General features: G+C 64.5%; 25 protein-coding genes. 22 read left to right on the top strand and 3 right to left on the bottom strand.

All coding sequences use genetic code 11. The features are described from left to right. Positions 1-4 precede the first annotated feature (4 nt). The 22 genes from plsX to ACTG4X_RS09800 all read left to right on the top strand — a co-directional run bounded on the left by plsX (position 5) and on the right by ACTG4X_RS09800 (position 20,143). The gene (plsX, locus tag ACTG4X_RS09695; protein ID WP_093172178.1) at positions 5-1,102 is read left to right on the top strand and encodes a phosphate acyltransferase PlsX; all 1,098 of its coding nucleotides are present in this window, start codon (positions 5-7) and stop codon (positions 1,100-1,102) included. Further along, complete coding sequence (locus tag ACTG4X_RS09700; RefSeq protein ID WP_097199802.1) at positions 1,102-2,082, top strand: beta-ketoacyl-ACP synthase III; 981 nt, start codon at positions 1,102-1,104, stop codon at positions 2,080-2,082. Before plsX ends, ACTG4X_RS09700 begins: the two co-directional genes overlap by 1 nt. 55 nt (positions 2,083-2,137) lie before the next feature. Beyond that, positions 2,138-3,091 carry an ACP S-malonyltransferase gene (fabD, locus tag ACTG4X_RS09705; protein WP_097199801.1) on the top strand — a complete coding sequence of 318 codons (954 nt, stop codon included), beginning with the start codon at positions 2,138-2,140 and terminating at the stop codon, positions 3,089-3,091. Positions 3,092-3,119: 28 nt separating this feature from the next. Then, complete coding sequence (fabG, locus tag ACTG4X_RS09710; protein ID WP_097199800.1) at positions 3,120-3,863, top strand: 3-oxoacyl-ACP reductase FabG; 744 nt, start codon at positions 3,120-3,122, stop codon at positions 3,861-3,863. Between the two features lie 99 nt (positions 3,864-3,962). Further along, entirely contained in the window at positions 3,963-4,202 is a 240-nt protein-coding gene (acpP, locus tag ACTG4X_RS09715) for an acyl carrier protein (protein WP_007830471.1), read from the top strand. A 102-nt stretch (positions 4,203-4,304) separates the two neighbouring features. Further along, complete coding sequence (gene fabF / locus ACTG4X_RS09720) at positions 4,305-5,549, top strand: beta-ketoacyl-ACP synthase II (protein WP_093049422.1); 1,245 nt, start codon at positions 4,305-4,307, stop codon at positions 5,547-5,549. A gap of 13 nt (positions 5,550-5,562) precedes the next feature. Continuing rightward, entirely contained in the window at positions 5,563-6,045 is a 483-nt protein-coding gene (locus tag ACTG4X_RS09725; RefSeq protein ID WP_093049425.1) for a hypothetical protein, read from the top strand. Between the two features lie 10 nt (positions 6,046-6,055). Next, positions 6,056-6,724: an RNA polymerase sigma factor RpoE gene (gene rpoE / locus ACTG4X_RS09730; protein WP_093049428.1), complete on the top strand. Its 669-nt coding sequence runs from the start codon at positions 6,056-6,058 to the stop codon at positions 6,722-6,724. Positions 6,725-6,741: 17 nt separating this feature from the next. Next, positions 6,742-7,416, top strand: a complete 675-nt coding sequence (locus ACTG4X_RS09735) for a sigma-E factor negative regulatory protein (protein ID WP_097199799.1) — start codon at positions 6,742-6,744, stop codon at positions 7,414-7,416. Positions 7,417-7,441: 25 nt separating this feature from the next. Next, the gene (locus tag ACTG4X_RS09740) at positions 7,442-8,527 is read left to right on the top strand and encodes a MucB/RseB C-terminal domain-containing protein (protein ID WP_093049434.1); all 1,086 of its coding nucleotides are present in this window, start codon (positions 7,442-7,444) and stop codon (positions 8,525-8,527) included. A 94-nt stretch (positions 8,528-8,621) separates the two neighbouring features. After that, a complete protein-coding gene (locus tag ACTG4X_RS09745; RefSeq protein ID WP_093049437.1) occupies positions 8,622-10,103 on the top strand; it encodes a DegQ family serine endoprotease in 1,482 nt (493 codons plus the stop codon). Positions 10,104-10,625: 522 nt separating this feature from the next. Continuing rightward, a complete protein-coding gene (gene lepA / locus ACTG4X_RS09750) occupies positions 10,626-12,437 on the top strand; it encodes a translation elongation factor 4 (protein WP_093049440.1) in 1,812 nt (603 codons plus the stop codon). An 8-nt stretch (positions 12,438-12,445) separates the two neighbouring features. Beyond that, positions 12,446-13,417, top strand: a complete 972-nt coding sequence (lepB, locus tag ACTG4X_RS09755; RefSeq protein WP_093049443.1) for a signal peptidase I — start codon at positions 12,446-12,448, stop codon at positions 13,415-13,417. Positions 13,418-13,456: 39 nt separating this feature from the next. Further along, on the top strand, positions 13,457-13,825 hold the full coding sequence (locus ACTG4X_RS09760) for a DUF4845 domain-containing protein (protein WP_093049446.1): 369 nt from the start codon (positions 13,457-13,459) through the stop codon (positions 13,823-13,825). 17 nt (positions 13,826-13,842) lie between these two features. Continuing rightward, positions 13,843-14,529 (top strand): ribonuclease III, encoded by a 687-nt coding sequence (gene rnc / locus ACTG4X_RS09765; protein WP_097199798.1) that lies wholly within the window; start codon positions 13,843-13,845, stop codon positions 14,527-14,529. 7 nt (positions 14,530-14,536) lie between these two features. Further along, the gene (gene era, locus ACTG4X_RS09770; RefSeq protein WP_093049452.1) at positions 14,537-15,502 is read left to right on the top strand and encodes a GTPase Era; all 966 of its coding nucleotides are present in this window, start codon (positions 14,537-14,539) and stop codon (positions 15,500-15,502) included. Position 15,503: 1 nt separating this feature from the next. After that, positions 15,504-16,277, top strand: coding sequence for a DNA repair protein RecO (gene recO / locus ACTG4X_RS09775; protein WP_093075584.1), 774 nt, complete (start codon positions 15,504-15,506; stop codon positions 16,275-16,277). Next, complete coding sequence (locus ACTG4X_RS09780; protein WP_093049458.1) at positions 16,274-17,032, top strand: pyridoxine 5'-phosphate synthase; 759 nt, start codon at positions 16,274-16,276, stop codon at positions 17,030-17,032. The genes recO and ACTG4X_RS09780 overlap by 4 nt, the downstream gene beginning before the upstream one ends. 13 nt (positions 17,033-17,045) lie before the next feature. Next, positions 17,046-17,438 carry a holo-ACP synthase gene (acpS, locus tag ACTG4X_RS09785; protein ID WP_093049461.1) on the top strand — a complete coding sequence of 131 codons (393 nt, stop codon included), beginning with the start codon at positions 17,046-17,048 and terminating at the stop codon, positions 17,436-17,438. Next, positions 17,435-18,514: a beta-N-acetylhexosaminidase gene (gene nagZ, locus ACTG4X_RS09790; protein ID WP_097199797.1), complete on the top strand. Its 1,080-nt coding sequence runs from the start codon at positions 17,435-17,437 to the stop codon at positions 18,512-18,514. The genes acpS and nagZ overlap by 4 nt, the downstream gene beginning before the upstream one ends. A gap of 125 nt (positions 18,515-18,639) precedes the next feature. After that, positions 18,640-19,314: a hypothetical protein gene (locus ACTG4X_RS09795; protein ID WP_093049465.1), complete on the top strand. Its 675-nt coding sequence runs from the start codon at positions 18,640-18,642 to the stop codon at positions 19,312-19,314. Positions 19,315-19,327: 13 nt separating this feature from the next. Next, positions 19,328-20,143 (top strand): glycosyltransferase family 2 protein, encoded by an 816-nt coding sequence (locus ACTG4X_RS09800; RefSeq protein WP_179830470.1) that lies wholly within the window; start codon positions 19,328-19,330, stop codon positions 20,141-20,143. Here the strand turns inward: ACTG4X_RS09800 and ACTG4X_RS09805 are convergent, their stop codons facing one another. Genes ACTG4X_RS09805 through lysS form a run of 3 tightly spaced genes read right to left on the bottom strand, consistent with a single transcriptional unit; the run spans position 20,144 to position 23,501 of the window. Beyond that, positions 20,144-20,662, bottom strand: coding sequence for a M48 metallopeptidase family protein (locus tag ACTG4X_RS09805; RefSeq protein WP_097199795.1), 519 nt, complete (start codon positions 20,660-20,662; stop codon positions 20,144-20,146). After that, the gene (locus ACTG4X_RS09810) at positions 20,659-21,939 is read right to left on the bottom strand and encodes an Hsp70 family protein (RefSeq protein WP_373559390.1); all 1,281 of its coding nucleotides are present in this window, start codon (positions 21,937-21,939) and stop codon (positions 20,659-20,661) included. The genes ACTG4X_RS09805 and ACTG4X_RS09810 overlap by 4 nt, the downstream gene beginning before the upstream one ends. Continuing rightward, positions 21,936-23,501: a lysine--tRNA ligase gene (lysS, locus tag ACTG4X_RS09815; protein ID WP_097199794.1), complete on the bottom strand. Its 1,566-nt coding sequence runs from the start codon at positions 23,499-23,501 to the stop codon at positions 21,936-21,938. Before lysS ends, ACTG4X_RS09810 begins: the two co-directional genes overlap by 4 nt. Positions 23,502-23,557 lie beyond the last annotated feature (56 nt).

Consider the following 23,557-nt stretch of genomic DNA (forward strand, 5'->3'; position numbering starts at 1 on the left):
TTTGATGGCTACGCCTTCTTCCCCCGAAATCACTGCTGCGCCTTCTGCAATCACGCTCGCCGTGGATTGCATGGGAGGCGATCATGGGCCGCGCGTCACGCTCGCGGCCTGCCGCGCGTTTCTCGAGCGGCACAGCGAAGCCTCGTTGTTGCTGGTCGGCGCGCCGGCCGCACTGGCGGGGTTTGCCGCGCATCCGCGTGCCCGCATCGTCGCTGCAAGCGAAGTGGTGGGCATGGATGACCCGGTTGAAATCGCCCTGCGCAAGAAGAAAGACTCTTCAATGCGCGTCGCGATCCAGCAGGTCAAGGACGGCGCCGCCCAAGCCGCCATCTCCGCCGGCAACACCGGCGCCCTCATGGCGATTGCGCGCTACCTGCTCAAGACGCTCGAAGGCATTGATCGCCCCGCGATCGCACCGCAGCTTCCCAATGCCAAGGGCGGGGCAACGACCGTGCTCGATTTGGGTGCGAACGTCGATTGCGACGCCGAAGACCTGCTCCAGTTCGCCGTGCTCGGCTCGGCCCTGGTGTCGGCGCTGACTGGCAATGAGGCGCCCTCGGTCGGCCTGCTCAATATTGGCGAGGAAGCCATCAAGGGCAGCGAAACGATCAAAAAAGCGAGCCAACTGCTGCGTACAGCTGCCAACTCCAAGGATCTGAACTTCTACGGGAACGTGGAAGGCAACGACATCTTCAAGGGCACGACCGACATCGTCGTCTGTGACGGCTTCGTCGGAAATGTGGCTCTGAAGGCCAGCGAGGGCGTGGCTTCAATGATCGGCGAATTCATTCGCGTCGAATTCTCTCGGAGCATTTTTACCAAGATGGCGGCAATTGTTGCCTATCCGGTTCTAAAAGCGTTCAAAAGCCGCCTGGATCATCGTCGCTACAACGGTGCAGCCTTGCTGGGGCTGCGTGGCCTGGTTTTCAAGAGCCATGGCTCGGCTGACGAAGTGGCTTTCGGCCATGCGCTGGATCGCGCTTATGATGCCGCTCGCAACAACCTGCTCGATCGCGTGCGGGCCCGCATCGCCCACGCCGCGCCTTTGCTAGCGCGACAGGAACCGGCGGCGCCGGTCGACGCGACGGCCCTTCACGTTTGATGACCCCTTCTTATTCACGCATTACCGGCACCGGCAGCTATCTGCCCCCACGCCGCGTGACCAATGACGATCTCGCCAAAGACCTGGCGATGCGAGGCATCGAAACCTCCGACCAGTGGATCGTCGAGCGCACAGGCATCCACGCGCGGCATTTCGCCGCGCCGGATGTCACGAGCAGCGACCTTGGTCTTGAAGCGGCCCGACACGCCCTGGAGGCTGCCGGCCGTAAAGCCGGCGACATCGACCTGATCATCGTCGCGACCTCGACGCCCGACATGGTGTTTCCGTCGTCGGCCGCCATTCTCCAGAACAAGCTCGGCATTGCCGGCTGCCCGGCATTCGACGTCCAGGCGGTTTGCAGTGGTTTCGTCTACGCACTGACCGTCGCCGACGCGATGATCCGCACGGGCACAGCGCGTTGCGCGCTGGTGGTGGGGGCCGAAGTGTTCTCCCGCATCCTCGATTTCAACGACCGCACCACCTGCGTGCTGTTCGGCGATGGCGCGGGCGCGGTGGTGCTTGAAGCCAGCGAAGAGCCCGGCATTCTGGCCAGCGACCTGCATGCGGACGGCAAGCACGTCGGCATTCTTTGTGTGCCGGGCCACGTTTCAGGCGGCAATGTGCTGGGCACGCCGCTGCTGCACATGGACGGCCAGGCCGTCTTCAAGCTCGCGGTCCGCGTGCTCGAAGAGGCTGCGCGCGCCACGCTGGCCAAGGCCGGCAAGGTCGACACCGACATCGACTGGCTCATTCCACATCAGGCCAACATCCGCATTATGGAAGGCACGGCGAAGAAGCTGAAGCTTCCGCGCGAGAAGCTGATCGTCACGGTGAACGAGCACGGCAATACTTCCGCCGCCTCGATTCCGCTGGCACTCGACGAGGCCGTGCGCTCCGGCAAGGTGAAGAAAGGCGAAACGCTCATGCTCGAAGGCGTGGGTGGCGGCTTCACCTGGGGCGCGGTGCTATTGAATCTGTAGTGCGTTGCGGCGCCCTGGAAGAGGGCGGCCGCGATGCGAGATGGCGCATACAACAATGAAATCCTTTGCTTTTGTCTTTCCGGGTCAGGGCTCGCAGGCGGTCGGCATGCTCGACGCCTGGGGTGATCACCCGACCGTGGCTGAAACGCTGCGCGAAGCTTCCGAAGCGCTCGGCGAAGACGTCGGCGCGCTGATCAAGAACGGCCCCAAGGAAGAGCTGGCGCTCACCACCAACACTCAGCCCGTGATGCTGGTGGCTGGTGTTGCTGCATGGCGCGCCTGGTTGGCCGAGGGTGGTGCCGCGCCTTCTGTGGTGGCTGGTCATTCGCTCGGCGAGTATTCGGCGCTGGTGGCTTCGGGTGTTCTGACGCTCGCGCAGGCTGCGCCGCTCGTGCGTTTCCGCGCGCAAGCGATGCAACAGGCGGTGCCCGTCGGTGTCGGCGCGATGGCTGCGGTGCTCGGCATGGAGTCGGGCAAGGTGGTGGCAGGCTGCGCGGAAGCCACTGCCAGCTTTGGCTCTGGCAGTGCGGAAATCGTCGAAGCGGTGAATTTCAACGACCCCATGCAGACCGTGATCGCCGGCAGCAAGGCCGCGGTCGACAAGGCCTGCGAACTGCTCAAGGCCAACGGTGCCAAGCGGGCGCTGCTGCTGCCGGTTTCGGCGCCGTTCCATTCGAGCCTCATGAAACCTGCCGCGGAAGCGCTGCGCGAGAAGCTGGCTTCCATCACGCTGGCCACGCCGCAAATTCCGGTGCTGAACAATATCGACGTCGCCATCGAGACCGATGCCGACCGCATCCGCGACGCCCTGGTGCGCCAGGCCGCCGGCCCGGTGCGCTGGGTCGAGAGCGTACAGGCCTTGAAACTGCGCGGTGTAGCCGCCATCATCGAGTGCGGTCCCGGCAAGGTGCTGGCCGGCATGGTGAAGCGCATCTCCCCCGATCTGGAAGCCGCGTCGGTGTACGACCCGGCCACGCTCGCGGACACCCGACAATCGCTCGCCGGCTGACCGGCGCAAGGCTCCGACACTTTTTCTTATGAGCATTCCCAAATTTGAAGGGCAAGTCGCCCTGGTCACCGGCGCAACGCGCGGCATCGGCGCGGCGATCGCGTTGGAGCTGGCGCAGCGTGGCCTCAAGGTCGTGGGCACCGGCACCACCGACGACGGCGCGGCCAAGATCACTTCGGCCCTGAGCGCCTACGGCGGTCGCGGCCGTGCGCTCGACGTGAACGACGGCGCCGCCGTCGAGGCCCTGATCGACGAGATCGTGCAGGCCTACGGCGCCGTCCACGTGCTGGTGAACAACGCCGGCATCACGCGCGACACGCTCGCCATGCGCATGAAGGACAGTGATTGGGACGCGGTGCTCGACACCAATCTCAAGGCCGTCTTCTCCCTCTCGCGCGCCGTGATCCGCCCGATGATGAAGCAGCGCTACGGCCGCATCATCAGCATCACCAGCGTGGTCGGCGCCTCCGGCAATGCCGGCCAGGCCAACTACGCCGCTGCCAAGGCAGGCGTCGCGGGCATGACCCGTGCGCTGGCCCGCGAGCTGGGCAGCCGCAACATCACCGTCAACTGCGTCGCACCTGGTTTCATCGAAACCGACATGACGGCCAGCCTCCCCGAAGCCCAGCAACAGGCGCTGCTCCAGCAGATCCCGCTAGGCCACTTGGGCAAGCCGGCCGACATCGCGCACGCGGTGGCTTACCTCGCATCGCCCCAGGCGTCCTACGTCACGGGGCAAGAGCTGCACGTCAACGGCGGCATGCACATGTAGCCGCAAGGCGCAAGTTTTTCCCGTACCGGACGCGCGGCAAATGCCACAATGCGCCCGGCTAAAATCCACCGATTACCTACAACCCTCAGAGGGAACCAAATGAGCGATATCGAAGCACGTGTCAAGAAAATCATCGCCGAGCAGCTCGGCGTGGAAGAGTCCCAAGTGACGAACGAAAAGGCTTTCGTGGCCGACCTCGGCGCTGACTCGCTCGACACGGTCGAACTCGTGATGGCACTCGAAGACGAATTCGGCATCGAAATTCCCGACGAAGATGCCGAGAAGATCACCACGGTGCAAAACGCCGTCGACTACGCCACCAAGAATCAAAAGGCCTGATAGGCCAGCTGACAACACTGCAACTGCGGCCGGCGGCTTTTCCTTTAAAAACCGCACGCGCCGACAGGCAACTGTTCAGCGCTTCCAGAAAGGTTTGCCGGCATGACCAAACGCCGCGTCGTCGTGACCGGACTCGGTTGCATCGCTCCTGTCGGAAACACCGCAACCGAATCCTGGGCCAACCTGTTGGCCGGGAAATCGGGTATTGCGAACATCACCGCGTTCGATGCAAGCGCCTTCGCCTGCAAGTTCGCCGGTGAGGTCAAGGGTTTCGACATCACCCAATACATCTCGGAGAAAGAAGCGCGCCACATGGACCGCTTCATTCATCTGGGTCTCGCCGCCGCCATCCAGGCGGTGCAGGACAGCGGACTGCCGACCGGCGAAGCGCTGTCCTATGAAAAAGCCGTGCGCATCGGATGCAACATCGGCTCCGGCATCGGCGGCCTGCCGATGATCGAAGAGACGCACGGCGAACTGATGAGCCGCGGCCCGCGCCGCGTCTCGCCGTTCTTCGTGCCGGCATCGATCATCAACATGATCTCGGGCCACGTCTCGATCAAGTACGGCTTCAAGGGCCCGAACATCGCGGTCGTGACCGCCTGCACCACCGGCCTGCATGCCATCGGCACGTCGGCACGCATGATCGAGTACGGCGATGCCGACGTGATGATCGCGGGTGGCGCGGAGTCGACCATCTCTCCGCTCGGCATCGGTGGCTTCACCGCGCCTCGCGCGCTGAGCACGCGCAACGACGATCCCGCCACGGCCTCGCGTCCGTGGGACAAGGACCGCGACGGCTTCGTGCTGGGCGAGGGCGCTGGTGTGCTGGTGCTCGAAGAGTACGAACACGCCAAGGCACGTGGCGCCAAGATCTACGCGGAAGTCGCGGGCTTTGGGCTGACGGGCGACGCGTATCACATGACCGCGCCCGACGTCGACGGCCCGCGCCGCTCGATGGCCATGGCGCTGGCCAATGCCGGTGTCAATGCTGATCAGGTGCAGTACCTCAATGCGCACGGCACTTCGACGCAGATCGGCGACGTCAACGAGACCAATGCGGTCAAGCTGGCATTCGGCGATCACGCGAAGAAGCTCGTCGTCAATTCGACCAAGTCCATGACCGGCCATTTGCTGGGCGGCGCGGGCGGCATCGAATCGGTGTTCACGGTGCTGGCGCTGCACGAGCAGAAGAGCCCGCCGACCATCAACATCTTCAATCAGGATCCGGAATGCGATCTCGACTACTGCGCCAACGAGGCGCGCGATCTGAAGATCGACGTCGCGGTCAAGAACAACTTCGGCTTCGGCGGCACCAACGGCACGCTGGTGTTCAAGCGCGCTTGAGCACTGCTCTTTCATGCACAGCGCACCGTCGGTGACCTATCCGGTGGGGCGCTCGCGTGGCGCAACCCGGATTCTCGTTGTCCTCTGGGCCCTGGGCGCTTGCTGTGCGGGCGCATCTTGCTATCTCTTCGATAGCGCCGGATGGCGCCAGCTGCTGCTGGTTCTCAGTGTCGTGTTTGCAGGTGTCGCCGCGGGCTTCGGCTTGCGACGCGATGGCGCGGGCGTTCTGCATTTCGACGGCCTCTACTGGTCGTTGACGGGAGGTCATGCCTCCCGGGCCGTGCATGCTGCCAGGGCGTTCGTGGCGCTCGATTTCCAGTCGCTGATGCTGGTGCGGCTCAGCGAGCCGGGCCGCGCCCGCCGCTGGGTCTGGATCGAGCAGCGGGCCATGCCTGAGCGCTGGCGCGACGTGCGCCGTGCGGTATATTCGCGCCCCCCGTCCGCAGCACCTGCGGGCGACCCCTGGCGCGCGACGGCTCCCGCCGACGCGCCCTGATCCTCCGTCGATGACCACTTCTCCGCCTGTGCCGCCGGATTCCGGTCTGAACGATGCGCCCGCCGTGGTGCGTCCGGGTGAGGTCGATTTCCAGCTGGTCCAGCGCACCGTCGCGGGTGACCAGAAGGCGTTCGAGTTGCTGGTCATCAAGTACCAGCGCCGCATCGAGCGCCTGATCGGGCGGATGGTGCGCGATGTCGACCTGGTCGAGGACATTGCGCAGGAAACCTTCATTCGCGCGTATCGCGCGCTGCACCAGTTCCGCGGTGAGGCGCAGTTCTACACCTGGCTCTACCGGATCGCGGTCAACACCGCCAAGAAGGCGCTGGTGGACATGAAGCGCGATCCGACTGTCTCCGAGGCCGCTCTCAGGCCTTCTTCTGAGGACGACGATGAAACTTACCGTCCCGGAAACGAACCAACCACCGACGAAACCCCCGAATCGGTCATGGCGGCGAATGAAATCGCCAGTGCCGTCGAGGCGGCCATGGAAGCACTCCCTGCCGAGCTGCGCCAGGCGGTCACGCTGCGCGAAATCGAGGGCATGAGTTACGAAGAGATTGCCGAGGTCATGGATTGCCCTATCGGCACGGTGCGTTCGCGTATTTTCCGGGCGCGCGAGGCCATTTCGGCCAGGGTCAAGCCGCTGCTGGACAACCAGTCCGGCAAGCGTTGGTAAGTAAGCAGGTGAATGAAATGAATCAGACGATGACGGTTCGGGAACAGGTGTCCGCACTTGCGGATGGTCATTTGCAGGGCGAGGCGTTCGCGCAGGCGATCGAAGCTGTCTGCGCCGAAGGCGAATCGCGCGCGGCATGGCAGGCCTACCACGTGGTGGGCGATGTGCTGCGTTCGGGCTCTCATTCGCCGTGCAGCGATACCTCGGCATTCCTGGCGCGCTTCCAGCAGCGATTGGCGGCGGAGCCTGTGATGGTCGCCCCCATGCCGGTGCCGGTCGCCGCACCGGTGGCACTGCCCGCGCAGCGCAGGGCGGAAGCGGCCAACGAGCCTGTGTTCCGCTGGAAGCTTGTGGCTGGTGCCGCGTCGCTGATGGCCGTGGCTGCCATCAGCTGGACCCTGGTCGGCAACGGCACGGCGGTGCCGCAGGGCGGCGCGCAGCTGGCTTCGGTCCAGCAGCAACAGCAGCCGGCGGTCAATTCGGTGTTGGCGGCGGCTGCGGTCAACAGCCCGCAACCCGCGAGCAACACGCTGACCCCGACTCGCGTGATCGTGGGCAACGGCAATCCGCAGGTCATGCTGCGTGACCCGCGGCTCGATCAACTGCTCGAAGCGCATCAGCAAGCTGGCGGTGCTTCGCAAATGCCTTCCGGTTTCCTGCGCAATGCCACTTTCGAGGGCCCGACGCGCTGAGTGCGCGCACCCCTAGCTGCCCGTAATGACCGTTCCGATGCCGATCTCCGCGCGCGCTTTCGTGCTTGTGTTTGCTGCTTTTTGCCTTGCGCAGACTGCCACCGCGCAGACCCGCTCGGGCGCTGCGAATACGAAGAGCGCGGCGACTGCGCAGACGGACGAGCCACCGGCCATGAGCGTGACCGAGTGGCTGCAGCGCATGCACGCGGGCGCCCGGCAGCGCAATTACGTGGGCACCTTCGTGGTGTCGGCGCCGGGCGGCGACCTGTCGAGCGCACGCATCTGGCATGTGCGCGACGGCGAGCATCAGATCGAACGCATCGAAGCTCTCTCGGGGCCGCCGCGCTCGACCTTCCGGCGCAACCGCAATGTCATGACCTTCCTGCCGGAGGCGAAGGTGGTGAAGGTCGAGAAGCGCGAGAACCTCGATCTCTTCCCGAACCTGCCGGACAAGCCCGATTCGTCGATTGGCGATTTCTACGACGTGCGCGCGATCGGCAAGGACCGCGTGGCCGGCTTCGATGCCGACGTGGTGCAACTGGTGCCGCACGACGCGCTGCGCTTCGGCTATCGCATCTGGAGCGAGCGCCGCTCGGGCCTGGTGGTGAAGCTGCAGACCATTGACGGCGATTCCCGCGTGGTGGAGCAGTCGGCGTTTTCCGAGCTGCAGCTCGACGCGCCGGTGAAGGCGCAGGCGCTTTCGCAGATGATGTCCAACACCTCCGGCTACCGCATCGAGAAGCTGGAGCTCGAGCGCAGCAATGCGCAGGACGAAGGCTGGACGCTGCGCACGCCTGTGGCCGGATTTAAGCCCCGAAGCTTCTTCCGTCGCCCGACAGCGGGTGGTGATGGCGACAGCAGCGGCAAGTCGAAGCAGGACGCGGCCACGGTCCAGTGGACCTTCTCCGATGGCCTGGCCTCGGTGTCGCTTTTCATCGAGCGCTACGACGCAGCGCGCGCGCCCCGCGACGGCGTGCTGACCATCGGAGCGACCAACGCCATCCGTCGGCGTCTGCCCGAGCCGGCCAGCGACTGGTGGCTGACCGCAGTCGGCGAGGTGCCGCAGCAGACGCTCAATGCATTCGCCCAAAGCCTCGCGCGCACGCGCTGACAGGCCAAATAGGCGCCAATTGCGCTGAACCAAGCACACAGCGCAAACTCATAGCACTTGTTTTCAGCCGCTCTGTTCTTTTGAAAGAAAACCGATGATCTTCAAAGTCGAGGGACACAAGTTTCGTTCCGGTCTGCTGGCTTGCGCGCTCGCACTGACTGCAAGCGCCACATTCCTTCCGGTCGAGCCGGTCCATGCGCAAACGCGCACGCTGCCCGATTTCACCGATCTGGTCGACCAGGTCGGCCCTTCCGTCGTCAACATCCGCACCGTCGAGAAGGTCGCCCAGCGCGGCGGCAATGGCGAGATGGACGAGGAGATGCAGGAGTTCTTCCGCCGTTTCTTCGGCCAGCCTCTGCCTGGCCAACCGCGTCAGGGCCCGACCCCGAAGCGCCCGCAGCAGCCGCAGGAAGAAGAGCGTCCGCGTGGCGTCGGGTCCGGCTTCATCCTGACAGCCGACGGCTACGTGATGACCAATGCGCACGTGGTCGAAGACGCTTCCGAAGTGCTGGTCACGTTGCCCGACAAGCGCGAGTTCAAGGCCAAGATCGTTGGCGCCGACAAGCGCACCGACGTCGCGGTCGTCAAGATCGAGGCCACCGGCCTGCCAGCGGTGAAGGTTGGCGACATCTCCAAGCTGCGTGTCGGCGAATGGGTGATGGCCATCGGTTCGCCCTTCGGCCTCGAGAACACCGTCACGGCCGGCATCGTGAGCGCCAAGCAGCGCGACACCGGTGAGTACCTGCCGTTCATCCAGACCGACGTGGCCATCAATCCCGGCAACTCGGGCGGCCCGCTGATCAACATGCGCGGCGAAGTGGTCGGCATCAACAGCCAGATCTACTCGCGCTCGGGCGGCTTCATGGGCATCTCGTTCTCGATCCCGATCGACGAGGCGATTCGCGTGAGCGATCAGCTACGCACCTCGGGCCGCGTCTCGCGCGGCCGCATCGGCGTGCAGATCGACCAGGTCACCAAGGACGTGGCCGAGGCCATCGGCCTGGGCAAGGCACAGGGTGCGCTGGTGCGCGGCGTGGAAGCCGGCTCGCCGGGCGAAAAGGCCGGTGTCGAGCCGGGCGACGTCATCACCAAGTTCGACGGCAAGCCCATCGAGAAGCCGAGCGACCTGCCGCGCCTGGTGGGCAACACCAAGCCGGGCACCAAGAGCACGCTCACCGTATTCCGCCGCGGCGCTTCGCGCGACCTCAGCGTGACCATTGCCGAGATCGAGCCCGACAAGCCGGGCAAGCGTGCGGGCGACCGCGACGAGCCGGCGCCGAAGCCGCCCGCATCTGCAGCCGCCAAGTCGCTCGGCCTGGCTGTGAGCGATCTCACCGACGCGCAGAAGAAAGAGCTCAAGCTGAAGGGCGGCGTGAAGGTCGATGCCGCCAGTGACGCCGCAGCCCGTGCAGGCCTGCGCGAGGGCGACATCATCCTGTCGGTGGGCAATGTCGAGGTGTCGAATGCGCGCGAATTCGAGTCCGCCATCGGCAAGGCCGACAAGAGCAAGGCGCTCAGCGTGCTGTTCCGCCGTGGCGATTGGGCGCAGTACGCGCTGATTCGCCCTGCACGCTGATCTGGCTCTGGCGTCAAGTGGCCCCACCCGGCAGTCGGGTTTGGGGCCGTTTTTTTGAGGTGTTTACGACGTTCAGGCGCCGGCCCCTAAAAAAATCTGAGGGCTCGGAAATGCCGATTTTTGTTTGTGCTCACTAACTTTTAAAGAGGCTAAGGACGGATTTCGGTAGAATAGGGCGCTCTCGGCGGTCGGTCGGCGCATAAGGAGTGCCCTGACCTTCACCATGCGAGATGTCAGACAGCAGTCCACCGGTGCTCCACAGATCGCCCACAAGTTGTTCAGTGACTGCTCCACCGATCCTGTTGATAACCTGTTCATATCTTTCATGTTGTGGACCTGCAACGACCCCTTTGGACCCCGTTCCCGGATGTACGCGCTTCCCTTTTTGCCTACAATGAAGTTCCAACTACTGCAGTTGCCATTGCTTGTTGGTTCAGGGCGCGTCTCCAGAAGACGCGCCCTTTTTTCTTGCCTGTCGCACTCTGCGCACGAGCCAATTCAAGTACTTAAGCGTTCCCGTTGATGAATCACATCAGAAATTTTTCGATCATTGCGCACATCGACCATGGCAAGTCGACGCTCGCAGACCGTTTGATCCAGCGTTGCGGCGGCCTCGCAGACCGCGAGATGGAAGCGCAGGTGCTCGACTCGATGGACATCGAAAAAGAGCGTGGGATAACCATCAAGGCGCAGACCGCTGCGCTGCACTACAAGGCACTCGATGGGCAGGTCTACAACCTCAATCTGATCGACACGCCGGGCCACGTCGACTTCTCGTATGAAGTGAGCCGCTCGCTGTCGGCGTGCGAAGGCGCACTGCTCGTCGTCGATGCATCGCAAGGTGTCGAAGCGCAGACAGTGGCCAACTGCTACACCGCGCTCGACCTCGGAGTCGAAGTGGTGCCCGTGCTCAACAAGATCGATCTGCCCAACGCGGACCTCGACAACGCGCGCACCGAAATCGAAGACGTGATCGGCATCGACGCGACCAATGCGATCCCGTGCTCGGCAAAGACCGGCGTGGGCATCGACGACATTCTCGAAGCCATCGTTGCCAGGATGCCCGCGCCGCGCGGCAACCCCGACGGCCCGCTGCGCGCGATGATCGTCGACAGCTGGTTCGACCCGTACGTCGGCGTCGTCATGCTGGTGCGCGTGGTCGACGGCCGGCTCGCGAAGGGTGATCGCATCAAGATGATGGCGTCGGGTGCGATGTACAACGCCGACAGCGTCGGCGTCTTCACGCCCGCCAACGAACCCCGCAATTCGCTCGAAGCGGGCGAGGTGGGTTACATCATCGCGGGCATCAAGGAGCTGCAGGCGGCCAAGGTCGGCGATACGGTCACGCTGATCAAGGCCGGCACTGGTGGTGCCGCGGCAACGGCGACCGAGGCGCTGCCCGGCTTCAAGGAAATCCAGCCGCAGGTGTTCGCGGGCTTGTACCCGACCGAAGCGAGCGAGTACGACTCGCTGCGCGACGCACTCGAAAAGCTCAAGCTCAACGATTCGTCGCTGCGCTACGAGCCCGAGGTGAGCCAGGCGCTCGGCTTCGGCTTCCGCTGCGGCTTCCTCGGCTTGCTGCACATGGAAATCGTGCAGGAGCGCCTGGAGCGCGAGTTCGACCAGGACCTGATCACGACCGCGCCGAGCGTGGTCTACCAGGTGGTCAAGAACGACGGCGAAGTGATCATGGTCGAGAACCCGTCCAAGATGCCCGACGTCGGCAGGATGGCGGAGATCCGCGAGCCGATCGTCACCGTTCATCTCTACATGCCGCAGGAATACGTCGGCTCCGTCATGACGCTGGCGAACCAGAAGCGTGGCGTGCAGATGAACATGGCCTACCACGGCCGCCAGGTCATGCTGACGTACGAGATGCCGCTCGGCGAGATCGTGCTCGACTTCTTCGACAAGCTGAAATCGGTGAGCCGGGGTTACGCTTCGATGGACTACGAGTTCAAGGAGTACCGCGCGTCCGACGTGGTGAAGGTCGACATCCTGCTCAACGGCGACAAGGTCGATGCGCTGTCGATCATCGTGCACCGCAGCCAGTCGCAGTATCGCGGCCGGGCCGTGGTGTCGAAGATGCGCGAGATCATTTCGCGCCAGATGTACGACGTTGCGATCCAGGCGGCCATCGGCGTCACCATCATTGCGCGTGAGACAATCAAGGCGCTTCGCAAGAACGTGCTGGCCAAGTGCTATGGCGGCGACATCACCCGCAAGAAGAAGCTGCTCGAGAAGCAGAAGGCGGGCAAGAAAAGAATGAAGCAGATCGGCTCCGTCGAGGTCCCGCAAGAGGCCTTCCTCGCCATTCTGCAAGTCGAAGACTGATCAAAAAAATGGCATTCATCACCACCCTGGTCCTCGCGGCCTTCGCCGCCTATGTCGGCGCCTGGTATTTCAACGCGATCGAAGGCAACTTTGCCTTGCTGCTGTTCCTGGCGACGGTGGTCACCGGCCTCTACTGGCTGGCCGAGCGCTTCTATTTCCTGCCCCGGCGCGAACAGGCCGCCGCCAAGCTGGAAGCTTCGCTGACCGAGCGCAATGCGCGCCTGTCCGAGCAGGGTATCAAGCAGGTCGACACGGCCGACGCGAAGGCGAGCGAACGGCTGCTGATGCAGCCCTGGTGGCTCGACTGGACCGCCGGTCTGTTCCCGGTGATCCTGGTGGTGTTCCTGCTGCGCTCGTTCCTCTACGAGCCTTTCAAGATCCCATCGGGCTCGATGATGCCCACGCTGCTGACCGGCGACCTGATCCTGGTCAACAAGTTCACCTACGGTCTGCGCCTGCCCGTGATCAACACCAAGATCACCGACGGTACGCCGCTGGCGCGCGGCGACGTGGTGGTGTTCCGCTACCCGCCCAAGCCGAGCATGGACTACATCAAGCGCGTGGTCGGCGTCCCGGGCGACGAGGTGGCCTACCTGAACAAGAAGCTCACGATCAACGGTCAGCCGGTGTCCAAGGAGTCGGATGCCGACTACCTCGACGGCGAATCGATGCGCCTGCTCAAGCAGTACACCGAGAACCTCGGCGGCAAGCAGCACAAGATCCTCAACGACGAAACCACGCCATCCTACGTTCCCGGTGCCAGTGGCTTCAATTTCCCGGGCATCGAAAACTGCCGCTACTCGGTCGAGGGCGTGGTCTGCAAGGTGCCGGCCGGCAACTATTTCATGATGGGCGACAACCGCGATAATTCGGCGGACTCGCGTTTCTGGGGCTTCGTGCCGGACAAGAACATCGTGGGCAGGGCGTTCTTCGTCTGGATGAACTTCGGCGATCTGGGTCGCATCGGTCCGTTTCAATAAGCATTCATCTGAATAGTTCAGTTCGAGGGGTATGAGGGCATGAGAACACATCGGTTCGTTCGCAGCAGGGCTGCGCAACAACGCGGCATTTCGTTCATCGGCTTGGTGTTTGTCGCGGTCGTGCTCGGGTGCCTGGGCGTGGTCGTCGCGCAGGTCATCCCGACGCTGATCGAATGGCAGGCCATCGACAAGGCGGTCAACAAGGCCAAGGAAGGCACGACCGTGCCTGAAGTGCGCGCCATCTTCGATCGTGCCCAGGCCATCGACGACTTCAAGTCGGTCAGCGGCAAGGATCTCGACATCAAGAAGGTCGGCGACAAGGTGGTCGTGTCGTACTCGTACGAGCGTGAGATCCCCCTGTTCGGCCCGGCCTACCTGACGCTCAAGTACAAGGGCGAATCCCGCTGAACACGGCGCCCAAAAAGGTGGAGGGCAGCCTTGCCGCGCTGCAGGCGCGCCTCCAGCACACCTTCTCCGATCCGCGGCTGCTCCAGCTCGCGCTCACGCATCGCAGCTTCTCGGCCGAACACAACGAGCGCCTTGAATTTCTCGGCGACTCGGTGCTGAACCTGGCGGTCTCGCACCTGCTCTACATGCGCCTGTCGGCTCTGCCCGAAGGCGACCTGTCGCGCGTGCGGGCCAACCTGGTCAAGCAGGACACCCTGCACCGCCTGGCGGTAGGGCTGGCGCTGTCGCCGCTGCTGCGGCTCGGCGAAGGCGAGGCGCGCTCGGGCGGGCCCAACCGGCCGTCGATCCTGGCCGACGCGCTCGAGGCGCTGATCGGCGCCGTCTATCTCGACGCCGGCTTTGCGGCCGCACAGTCGCTGGTGCACCGGCTCTACGAGGCGGTCGAAATCAATCCGCGCATGGAAGCCGCAGCCAAGGATCCCAAGACCGAATTGCAGGAATGGCTGCAGGGTCACAAAATGAAGCTGCCGGTGTATCGCGTGGCCGCCACACTGGGCGCAGCGCACAAGCAGACTTTTGATGTCGAGTGCGAGGTGCCCGAGTTGGGGTTTCGCGAACGCGGCATCGGCGGCTCGCGCCGCGCCGGCGAGCAGGCGGCTGCGGCCGCCATGTTGATCCGGCTCAAGGCACGCGGCACCGCGTGAAACCAGAATGAACGATGCTATCAATCCCGTAGCGGGACCCGAAGACACTGCAGGCGATGCGCCTGCCACCGGACCCCAACACTGCGGCCTCATCGCCATCGTCGGCAAGCCCAACGTGGGCAAGTCGACGCTGCTCAATGCGCTGGTCGGCCAGAAGATCAGCATCACCTCGCGCAAGGCGCAGACCACGCGTCACCGCATCACCGGCATGCGCACGCTGGGCGCCACGCAGTTCGTGTTCGTCGACACGCCGGGCTTCCAGACCCTGCACGCCAACGCGCTGAACAAGTCGCTCAACAAGACCGTGCAGGGCGCGGTCGGCGATGTGGACCTGATTCTTTTCGTGGTCGAGGCCGGCAGCTTCACGCCGGCCGACGAGCGCGTGCTCAAGCTGCTTGGCAAGGGCATTCCGACCGTGTTGCTGGCCAACAAGCTCGACAACGTGCACCGCCGCGGCGACATCGCGCCCTGGCTGAAGACCATGCAGGAAAAGCACAGCTTCGCCGAGTTCGTGCCCATGTCGGCGAAGAATGCCAAGGACGTCGAGCGCCTGTTCGGCATCTGCGAGAAGTACCTGCCCGAACAGCCCTGGTTCTACGACGAGGACGAACTGACCGATCGCAGCGAGAAATTCCTTGCCGGCGAACTCGTGCGCGAAAAGCTGTTCCGCCTCACCGGCGACGAGCTGCCCTACACCTCGACCGTCATCATCGACAAATTCGAGGAAGAGCCGCCCCAGAAGAAGGGCCAGAAGCGTCTGCTGCGCATTGCCGCCACCATCGTGGTCGAACGCGACGGCCACAAGGCCATGGTGATCGGAGACAAGGGCGAGCGCATCAAGCGCATCGGCATGGAAACCCGCGTCGAGCTCGAGAAGCTGGCCGACGCCAAGGTGTTTCTCGAACTGTGGGTGAAGGTGCGTTCGGGCTGGGCCGACGACGAAGCCCGTGTCCGTTCGTTCGGCTACGAATGAAGTGGCCGCTGCCCACCGCGTTTCGCACGAACCGGCCTATGTGCTCCATCGCTACGACTGGAGCGAGTCGAGCCTGATTCTCGAAGTCTTCACCCGCCACCACGGGCGCATTGCGCTCGTGGCCAAAGGGGCGAAGCGGCCTAGTTCCAACTTCCGGCCGGTGTTGCTGCCGCTGCAGCCGCTGCAGCTCAACTACGGCGGCGACGCCGAAATCCGCACGCTCAAGGGCGCCGAATGGATGGGCGGCCATGTGATGCCGACCGGCGAGGCGCTGCTGTCGGGCTATTACGTCAACGAGCTGCTGCTGCGCCTGCTGGCGCGTGACGATGCCCATGAAGCGCTGTTCGATGCCTACGCCGGGGTCGTTCAGGTGCTGGCAGGCGATCACGTCGGCGCGCAGGCCGCGACCCAGGCTGCTGCGCTACGTGCTTTCGAGTTGCTGCTGCTGCGCGAGGTCGGCCTGCTGCCGTCGCTCGATGTGCAGACCCTCACGCTGGAGCCGCTTGCTGCCGAGCAGCGCTACAGCCTCGTGCCGGAAGCCGGCCTGCGCCAAGCCGCCGACGACGAGGCCGCGCTGAATGGCGCCGACTGGCAGGCTCTGCAGGCAGTTCTCGACGACCGCGCCCCTTTTACCGCCACGTTGCGTGAAATTGCCACCATGAACGCCGGCAGCAACAGTGCCCTGCGAAACCAGTTGCGCACCTTGCTCAACTACCATTGCGGCGTGTCCACGCTGCGCACGCGGCAAATGATGAGAGATCTGCAAGCACTATGAGCACTTCAGGCACCACCACCTCGCTGTCCGTCAACCTCAATAAGGTCGCCTTGGTCCGCAACACGCGCCACCTGGGCATCCCGAGCGTGGTGAAAGCTGCCCAGGCCTGCCTGGCAGCCGGCGCGCACGGCATCACAGTGCACCCGCGGCCCGATGCCCGCCACATTCGCGCACACGACGTGAGCGACCTGTCGGCGCTGCTCGCCAAAGACTGGCCGGCCATCGAGTTCAACATCGAAGGCAACCCGTTCCAGAACCTGATGGACTTCGTGCGCACGCTGAGGCCGCACCAGGCCACCTTCGTGCCCGACAGCGAAACCCAGTCGACCAGCGACCACGGCTGGACCTTCCCCGACGACGCCGAGCGCCTGCGCCCCCTGATCGCCGAAGCCAAGGCGCTGGGCGTGCGCGTCAGCCTGTTCATGGACCCGATTCCCGAAATGATGGCGGCGGTCAAGGCCGTGGGCGCCGACCGCGTCGAGCTCTACACCGAAGGCTATGCCGCATCGCGCGGAACGCCCGACGAGAAGGCTGTGCTCCAGCGTTATGCCGACACGGCGCGTGCGGCCCATGCCGCAGGCCTGGGCATCAACGCCGGCCACGACCTGAGCCGCGACAACCTGACGGCTTTCCTGCGTGCCGTGCCTGGCGTGCAGGAGGTCTCGATCGGTCATGCCTTCGTGGCCGACGCGCTGGAGCTCGGCTATACGGCCGCCACGCGCGACTACCTGCGCTGCATCAACGAGGCGCAATGAGCGCCCGCGCCGCATGATCTACGGCATTGGCACCGACATCTGCGACCTGCGTCGCATTGCCGCGACCTTCGAGCGCCAGGGCGAACGCTTTGCCCGCAAGGTGCTGAGCGACGCTGAATTCGCAGTCTGGAAGGCCCGCAGCGAACGCTGGCCCAAGCGCGGCCTGAGCTATCTGGCGACCCGCTTCTCCGCCAAGGAGGCCTTCAGCAAGGCCATCGGCCTGGGCATGCGCATGCCCATGAGCTGGCGCCTGTGCGAGATCGCCAACCTGCGCAGTGGCAAGCCCGTCATCGTGCTGCATGGCGGCCTGAAGGACTGGTTCGAGGCGCAGGGCCTCACCGCCCACGTGACCGTGACTGACGAAACCGAATACGCCGCGAGCTTCGTGGTGGTGGAGAAGCTATGACTGCCGGGCCCGCCGCTCGCCCCCATGCGCCGCTGATCATCGATGTGGCGGCTACCGAGCTCAACGACGCCGACCGCCGTCGTCTCGCCAATCCGCTGGTCGGCGGAGTGATCCATTTCGCCCGCAACTGGCAGGACCGCGCGCAGATGACTGCGCTCAATGCCGAGATCAAGGCGATCCGCCCCGACCTGCTGATCTGCGTCGACCACGAGGGCGGCCGCGTGCAGCGCTTTCGCACCGACGGCTTCACGCACCTGCCGGCGATGCGCGCACTCGGCGAGCTGTGGATGCGCGACGCCATGCGCGCCACCCAGACCGCGACCGCGGTCGGACAGGTGCTGGCGGGCGAGTTGCGCGCCTGCGGCGTCGACTTCAGCTTTGCGCCGGTGCTCGACCTGGACTACGGCGGCAGCAGCGTCATCGGCAGCCGCAGCTTTCATCGCGATCCGCGCGTGGTGGCGCTGCTGGCCAAGAGCGTGATGCACGGCATGCTGCAGATGGGCATGCGCAACTGCGGCAAGCATTTTCCGGGGCATGGCTTCGTGCAGGCCGATTCGCATGTCGAGATCCCGGTGGACAAGCGCGGCCTCAAGGCCATCCTTGACGACGACGCACGGCCGTACGACTGGCTGTCGGGCACGCTCGGCGCGGTGATGCCGGCGCACGTGATCTATCCGAAGGTCGACAAGCGGCCGGCGGGGTTTTCGTCGAAATGGCTCAAGGCGATCCTGCGGCAGCGCTTTGCCTTCGACGGCGCCGTGTTCAGCGACGACCTGAGCATGGAGGCGGGCCGCTACATCGATGGCCGGCTGCTCAGCTATACCGATGCGGCGCTGACCGCGCTGGAAGCCGGATGCGACATGGCGCTGCTGTGCAACCAGAGCATCGGCGAGGGGAGCCTGCTCGACGACTTCCTCGAGGGCTTCGAGGCCGCCGCGCGCGCGGGCCGATGGCTGCCGGACGCGAGCAGCGAAGCGCGCCGCCAGGCGCTGCTGCCGCAGGGCGCTGCACCCGATTGGTCGACGCTCGTCGCTTCGCGCGGGTACCGCGATGCGAGGCGGATGACGGACGTTTGAAGGCTGTCCAGCCGATCCGGAATTGGCGCATTTGTGAACAAGCTGGCAAATACGCCAGATAAGTCAGCCGCGCCGTCCTATAGAGTCAAATGTTCTGAATCAGGCAGTTTCGGGGGGCATTTCTCATGGCGCACATCGGCGAATCCTGGCTGACTTTCGACAGCTTGACGCAGCACGTCGTCAAGACGATCAATCCCAAGCGCATCCTGGACATCGGTGCCGGGGGCGGCAAATATGGAGCCTTGCTCAAGAACGTCGTGCCCGAATGCGAGCTGACCGCGCTGGAGTGTGACGAAGTGGCATTTCCTCAACTGCGCGAGGTCGGCTACCACCAGATTCTTCCGATCACGGCCGACAAGCTCTATGAACGCAGCGGCGATCTCTACGACGTAGTGATCCTGGGCGATGTCATCGAGCACATGCTCCATTCGCAAGGCCGCGACCTGCTGGAATTTCTCAACTACCGCTCCCGCTATCTCATCGTTTCCACGCCGGAATGCATGCCGATGAGCCGTCCCATCTTCTTCGAAGGCCACAACTCGCTGTGGCGTCCCGATTCGTTCGGCTGGCACGACTACTGGGCGCACCAGCAGTGCGGCGTGATGCACTTCTATCTGCTCAGGGGGCACGACAACTGGGCTGGGCCGGGTCTGGCAGAGGTAGTGAGTGCGGTCAATGGAGCGGGAATTTTCAACGACCATTCCAGCGACAAGAAGCAGGCGGTCAACCTGACGATTCATGACACGCGCTACAAGGAGCCGGCTGACGAACACAACGTCGTGCTGTACCGCCCCTTCTGACGGACGTTGTTTCATGACGGCAACCGACAAGATCTCCCTTCGCGATATAGACATCATCGTTTCGTACAGGGAGGCGACCGAAGAGCGGCGCGAGAACCTCTATGCCGTGCTGGCGCATCTGGCCTACACCTATACCGACTACCGGCTGTGGTTGATGGAGGCGGCGACGGCGCCGCGCTTCGACTGGCAGCGGCTGTGCGATCCGAAGATCCGGCATGTCTTCATCCATCACGATGGGCCGTTTCCCAAGTCGATGCTCTACAACACGGGCGTCCGGCTGGCCCGCAGCCCTGTGATCTGCTTCCACGACGCCGATTCCATTGCCCAGCCTTCAACGCTGCGTGGCTGTGTCGATGTGCTGCTGGACCGGGACAGCAGCGAGGTGCTGTGCCCCTACTGGAGCGTCATCAACGTGACGGGTGAACTCAAGCGCGATTTCATGCAGTTGCCCGACTACGCCCGATTCGCATCGATCGACGTGGAGCAACTGCCTCCGGATGCCGGCGTGCTGTACTCGAATGCCAATGGGGGCATCGTGCTGTTCAAGCGTAGCGAGTACATCCGAGTCGGCGGGTACAACGCACGCCTGGAAGGATGGGGCGGCGAGGACGATGAACTGCTGCGCAGGGCAGGGCGGCTGGGTCTGCGTTGGCACTCGATGCACGTGCCCCTTTTCCACTTGCACCACGATTCGGGTTCGCGCAATGAATTGATCGAGAGCCTTCATGGCACCGAGAACCTGCGTGCGTCGCATGCCATCGAGACCATGTCCCAGGAAGAGGTCGAGGTGCTGGCGCGCGAGCTGTCCGCGTTCTTCGCGTCCGACTGATCAGGGCCGGGAGCTGGCGTCCCAGAGCCGACGGCCGTTCATATCCAGGTGCGTCAGATACAGCCGCAGGTCGAATTCAAGCTGCTGGTAGTCCGGCTCCATGTGCGTGCACAACGCATAGAAGGCCTTGTCGTGCTCCCGCTCCTTCATGTGCGCCAGTTCATGCACGACGATCATCCGCAACCAGGCCAGCGGCATGCCCTTGAACAGGCTCGCCACCCGGATCTCCCGCTTGGCCTTGAGCTTCCCGCCCTGCACGCGCGACACCGTGGTGTGCGTGCCCAGCGCGTTGCGGATCACGTGCAGCTTGTTGTCGAACATCACCTTCGACAGCGGTTCGGCCTTGCGCATGAACTCGCTCTTGAGCTCGTTCACGTACTCGTAGAGCGCGCGGTCGGTCTGCACGTTGTGCACTCCGTCCGGATAGCGCTTGCCGAGCAGCGCAGCGAGCTTGTCCTCGGCGATCAGCTGACGGACCTGGTCCAGCAGGGGCGCCGGATAGCCCGCCAGGTATTTCATGCGCGACGGCGCTCCGTGCGCGCCGCGCAGGCCAGCCCCGTGGCCACGCCGCCGAACAGGTCGCCTTCGACCAGGTTCACGCCCGCAAAGCTCTTGCGCAGGGCGTGCTGGAACGGTCGCAGCGCCGAAGAGCCGCCGGTGAGGTAGATCGCGTCGAGGTCGCCGCTGCGCAAGCCCGCGCGCTTGACGCAGGCGTGGGCGCACGCAATCACGTTCTCGAGTGGTCCGGCCAGCTGCTGTGCCATGTCGTCCGGCGTGAGCGAGGCCACCAGCCCGTGTTCGGCGCAGGAGAGGTCGATCGCCGTCGCCGCATCGGTCACCGAGGCATCGATCTTGGCCGCTTCCACCGCGCTCGCGATGCGGTGCCCGTGCCGCTCTTCGAGCACGGTCATCAGCCGGTCGTGCAGCCGCGTGTCGCTGTAGCTCGTGCGCAAATCCTTTGCCTGCCGCACCGCCTTGGCAGCGTAGAGCCAGTTGATCAGGTGCCAGGACGAGAGCTCGAAGAACACCTTGCTCGGCACTTCGCGTCCCTGCGGGCCGTGGTGGCGAAAGCCGAATTGCGGCATCACGCGCTCGAGGTTCAGGCGCTGGTCGAAGTCGGTGCCGCCGATGTGCACGCCGCTGGTGGCCAGCACGTCGTCGCTGCGGTCCTCGCGCGCGGCACGCTCGGGGCCGACGCGCACAACAGTGAAGTCAGAGGTGCCGCCGCCGATGTCGACGATGAGCACGATCGACTCTTTGACGATGCGCTGCTCGTAGTCGAAGGCGGCCGCAATAGGTTCGAGCTGGAAGGCGATCTCGCGGAACCCCGCCGCGCGCGCTGCGTGGCGCAGGCTCTCTTCGGCACGCTCGTCGCGCCTGGCATCGTCGTCCACGAAATGCACGGGCCGTCCGATCACCACGCGCTCGGGCATCCGGCCGAGCTCGCGGCTGGCGCGCACGGCCAGTTCGCGCAGGAAGCGCGCGATGATGTCCTCGAAGCTCACGAGGCCGTCGTAGATCGCAGTCTTCTCCTGCATCAGCGCGCTGCCGAGCAGGCTCTTCAGCGAGCGCATCAGGCGGCCTTCGGTGCCCGAGAGGTACTGGCCGATGGCGTCGCGGCCGAAGTGGGTCGTGCGGTCTTCGGCGTTGAAGAAGATCGCGGTGGGCAGGGTGGTGGCCGCGCCTTCGATGGGCAACAGGCGGGCCTCGCCATCGACCCGGCAGGCCACGGCGGAGTTGGAGGTGCCGAAGTCGATGCCGATCGTCGGCAGCGACGACGGTGACAACACGCTCAAGATTCCCTGCGCAGCGCCGGGAACAGGATCACGTCGCGAATGCTCGGCGAATCCGTCAGCAGCATCATCAGCCGGTCGATGCCGATGCCGCAGCCGCCGGTGGGCGGCATGCCGTATTCGAGCGCACGCACGAAGTCGTGGTCGTAGTACATGGCTTCGTCGTCGCCGCTGTCCTTGGCGGCCACCTGCGCGTTGAAGCGCGCGGCCTGGTCTTCGGCGTCGTTCAGCTCGCTGAAGCCGTTGCCGAACTCGCGGCCGGTGATGTACAGCTCGAAGCGTTCGGTGACCTCGGGGCGCTCGTCGTTGGCGCGCGCCAGCGGCGAGATCTCGGTCGGGTGCTCCATGATGAAGGTCGGCTGCCAGAGCTTCTCTTCCACAGTCTCCTCGAAGTACATCACCTGCAGGCTGGCCAAACTGCGCTGCGAGAGCTTGTCCTTCTCTTCGCTCAGGCCGATCTTGCGCAGGGCGTTGATGAGCCAGGCGGCGTCGTCGACGCCATCACCGGCGTCGGTGTACTTCAGGATCGCCTCGCGGATCGTCAGGCGCTCGAAGGGCTGGGTCAGGTCGACCGGCTTGCCCTGGTAGGTGAGCTGCAGCGTGCCCACGGCCTTGTCGGCGATGGTGCGGATCAGCGTCTCGGTGAAGTCCATCAGGTCGCGGTAGTTCCAGTAGGCCGCGTAGAACTCCATCATCGTGAACTCGGGGTTGTGCCGCACCGAGATGCCCTCGTTGCGGTAGCTCCGGTTGATTTCGAACACGCGCTCGAAGCCGCCGACGATCAGGCGCTTGAGGTACAGCTCGGGCGCGATGCGAAGGAACATCTCCTGGTCGAGCGCGTTGTGGTGCGTCTTGAAGGGCTTGGCGTTCGCGCCGCCCGGAATCGGATGCAGCATGGGCGTCTCGACTTCGAGGAAGTCGTTGGCCACCATGAACTCGCGCAGCGCGCTCACGGCCTTGCTGCGCGCAGTGAAGCGCACGCGCGCCGATTCGTCGGTGATCAGGTCGACGTAGCGCTGGCGGTACTTCTGCTCCTGGTCGGCCATGCCGTAGAAGTCACCGGGTAAAGGCCGCAGGCTCTTGGTCAGCAGGCGAATCTTCGTGACCTTGACCGACAGCTCGCCGGTCTTGGTCTTCATCAGTGTGCCTTCGGCGCCAATGATGTCGCCTAGGTCCCAGCGCTTGAATTCGGCATAAGCCTCTTCGCCGACCGCGTCGCGCGTTACGTAGAGCTGGATGCGGCTGGTGGCATCTTGCAGCGTCGCGAAGCTGGCCTTGCCCATGACGCGCTTGAGCATCATCCGGCCCGCCACGCTCACGGCGACGGCTTGAGCTTCAAGGGCTTCGGCTTCGGTGGCGTCATGTGCCTCGATGAGTGCCGCCGCACGATGGCCCGGTTTGAAGTCGTTCGGGAACGCGACACCCTTGCCCTCAGCCTGCGCTGTGCGCAGCAGCTTGAGCTTCTCGCGGCGTTCGGCGATGAGCTTGTTGTCGTCGGCGGCAGGCGTGGTCGCGGCCGGTGCCGCAGCGGGCGTGGGAAGGTGAGGGGTCAGGTGATCGGACATGGGAGGCGGGTGGCGCGCATCCGGGAGCGTGCGCGGGGCTGGCATTTTAGCCCATC

The organism is Variovorax sp. YR566, assembly GCF_051992195.1.
Classification (GTDB): domain Bacteria; phylum Pseudomonadota; class Gammaproteobacteria; order Burkholderiales; family Burkholderiaceae_C; genus Variovorax.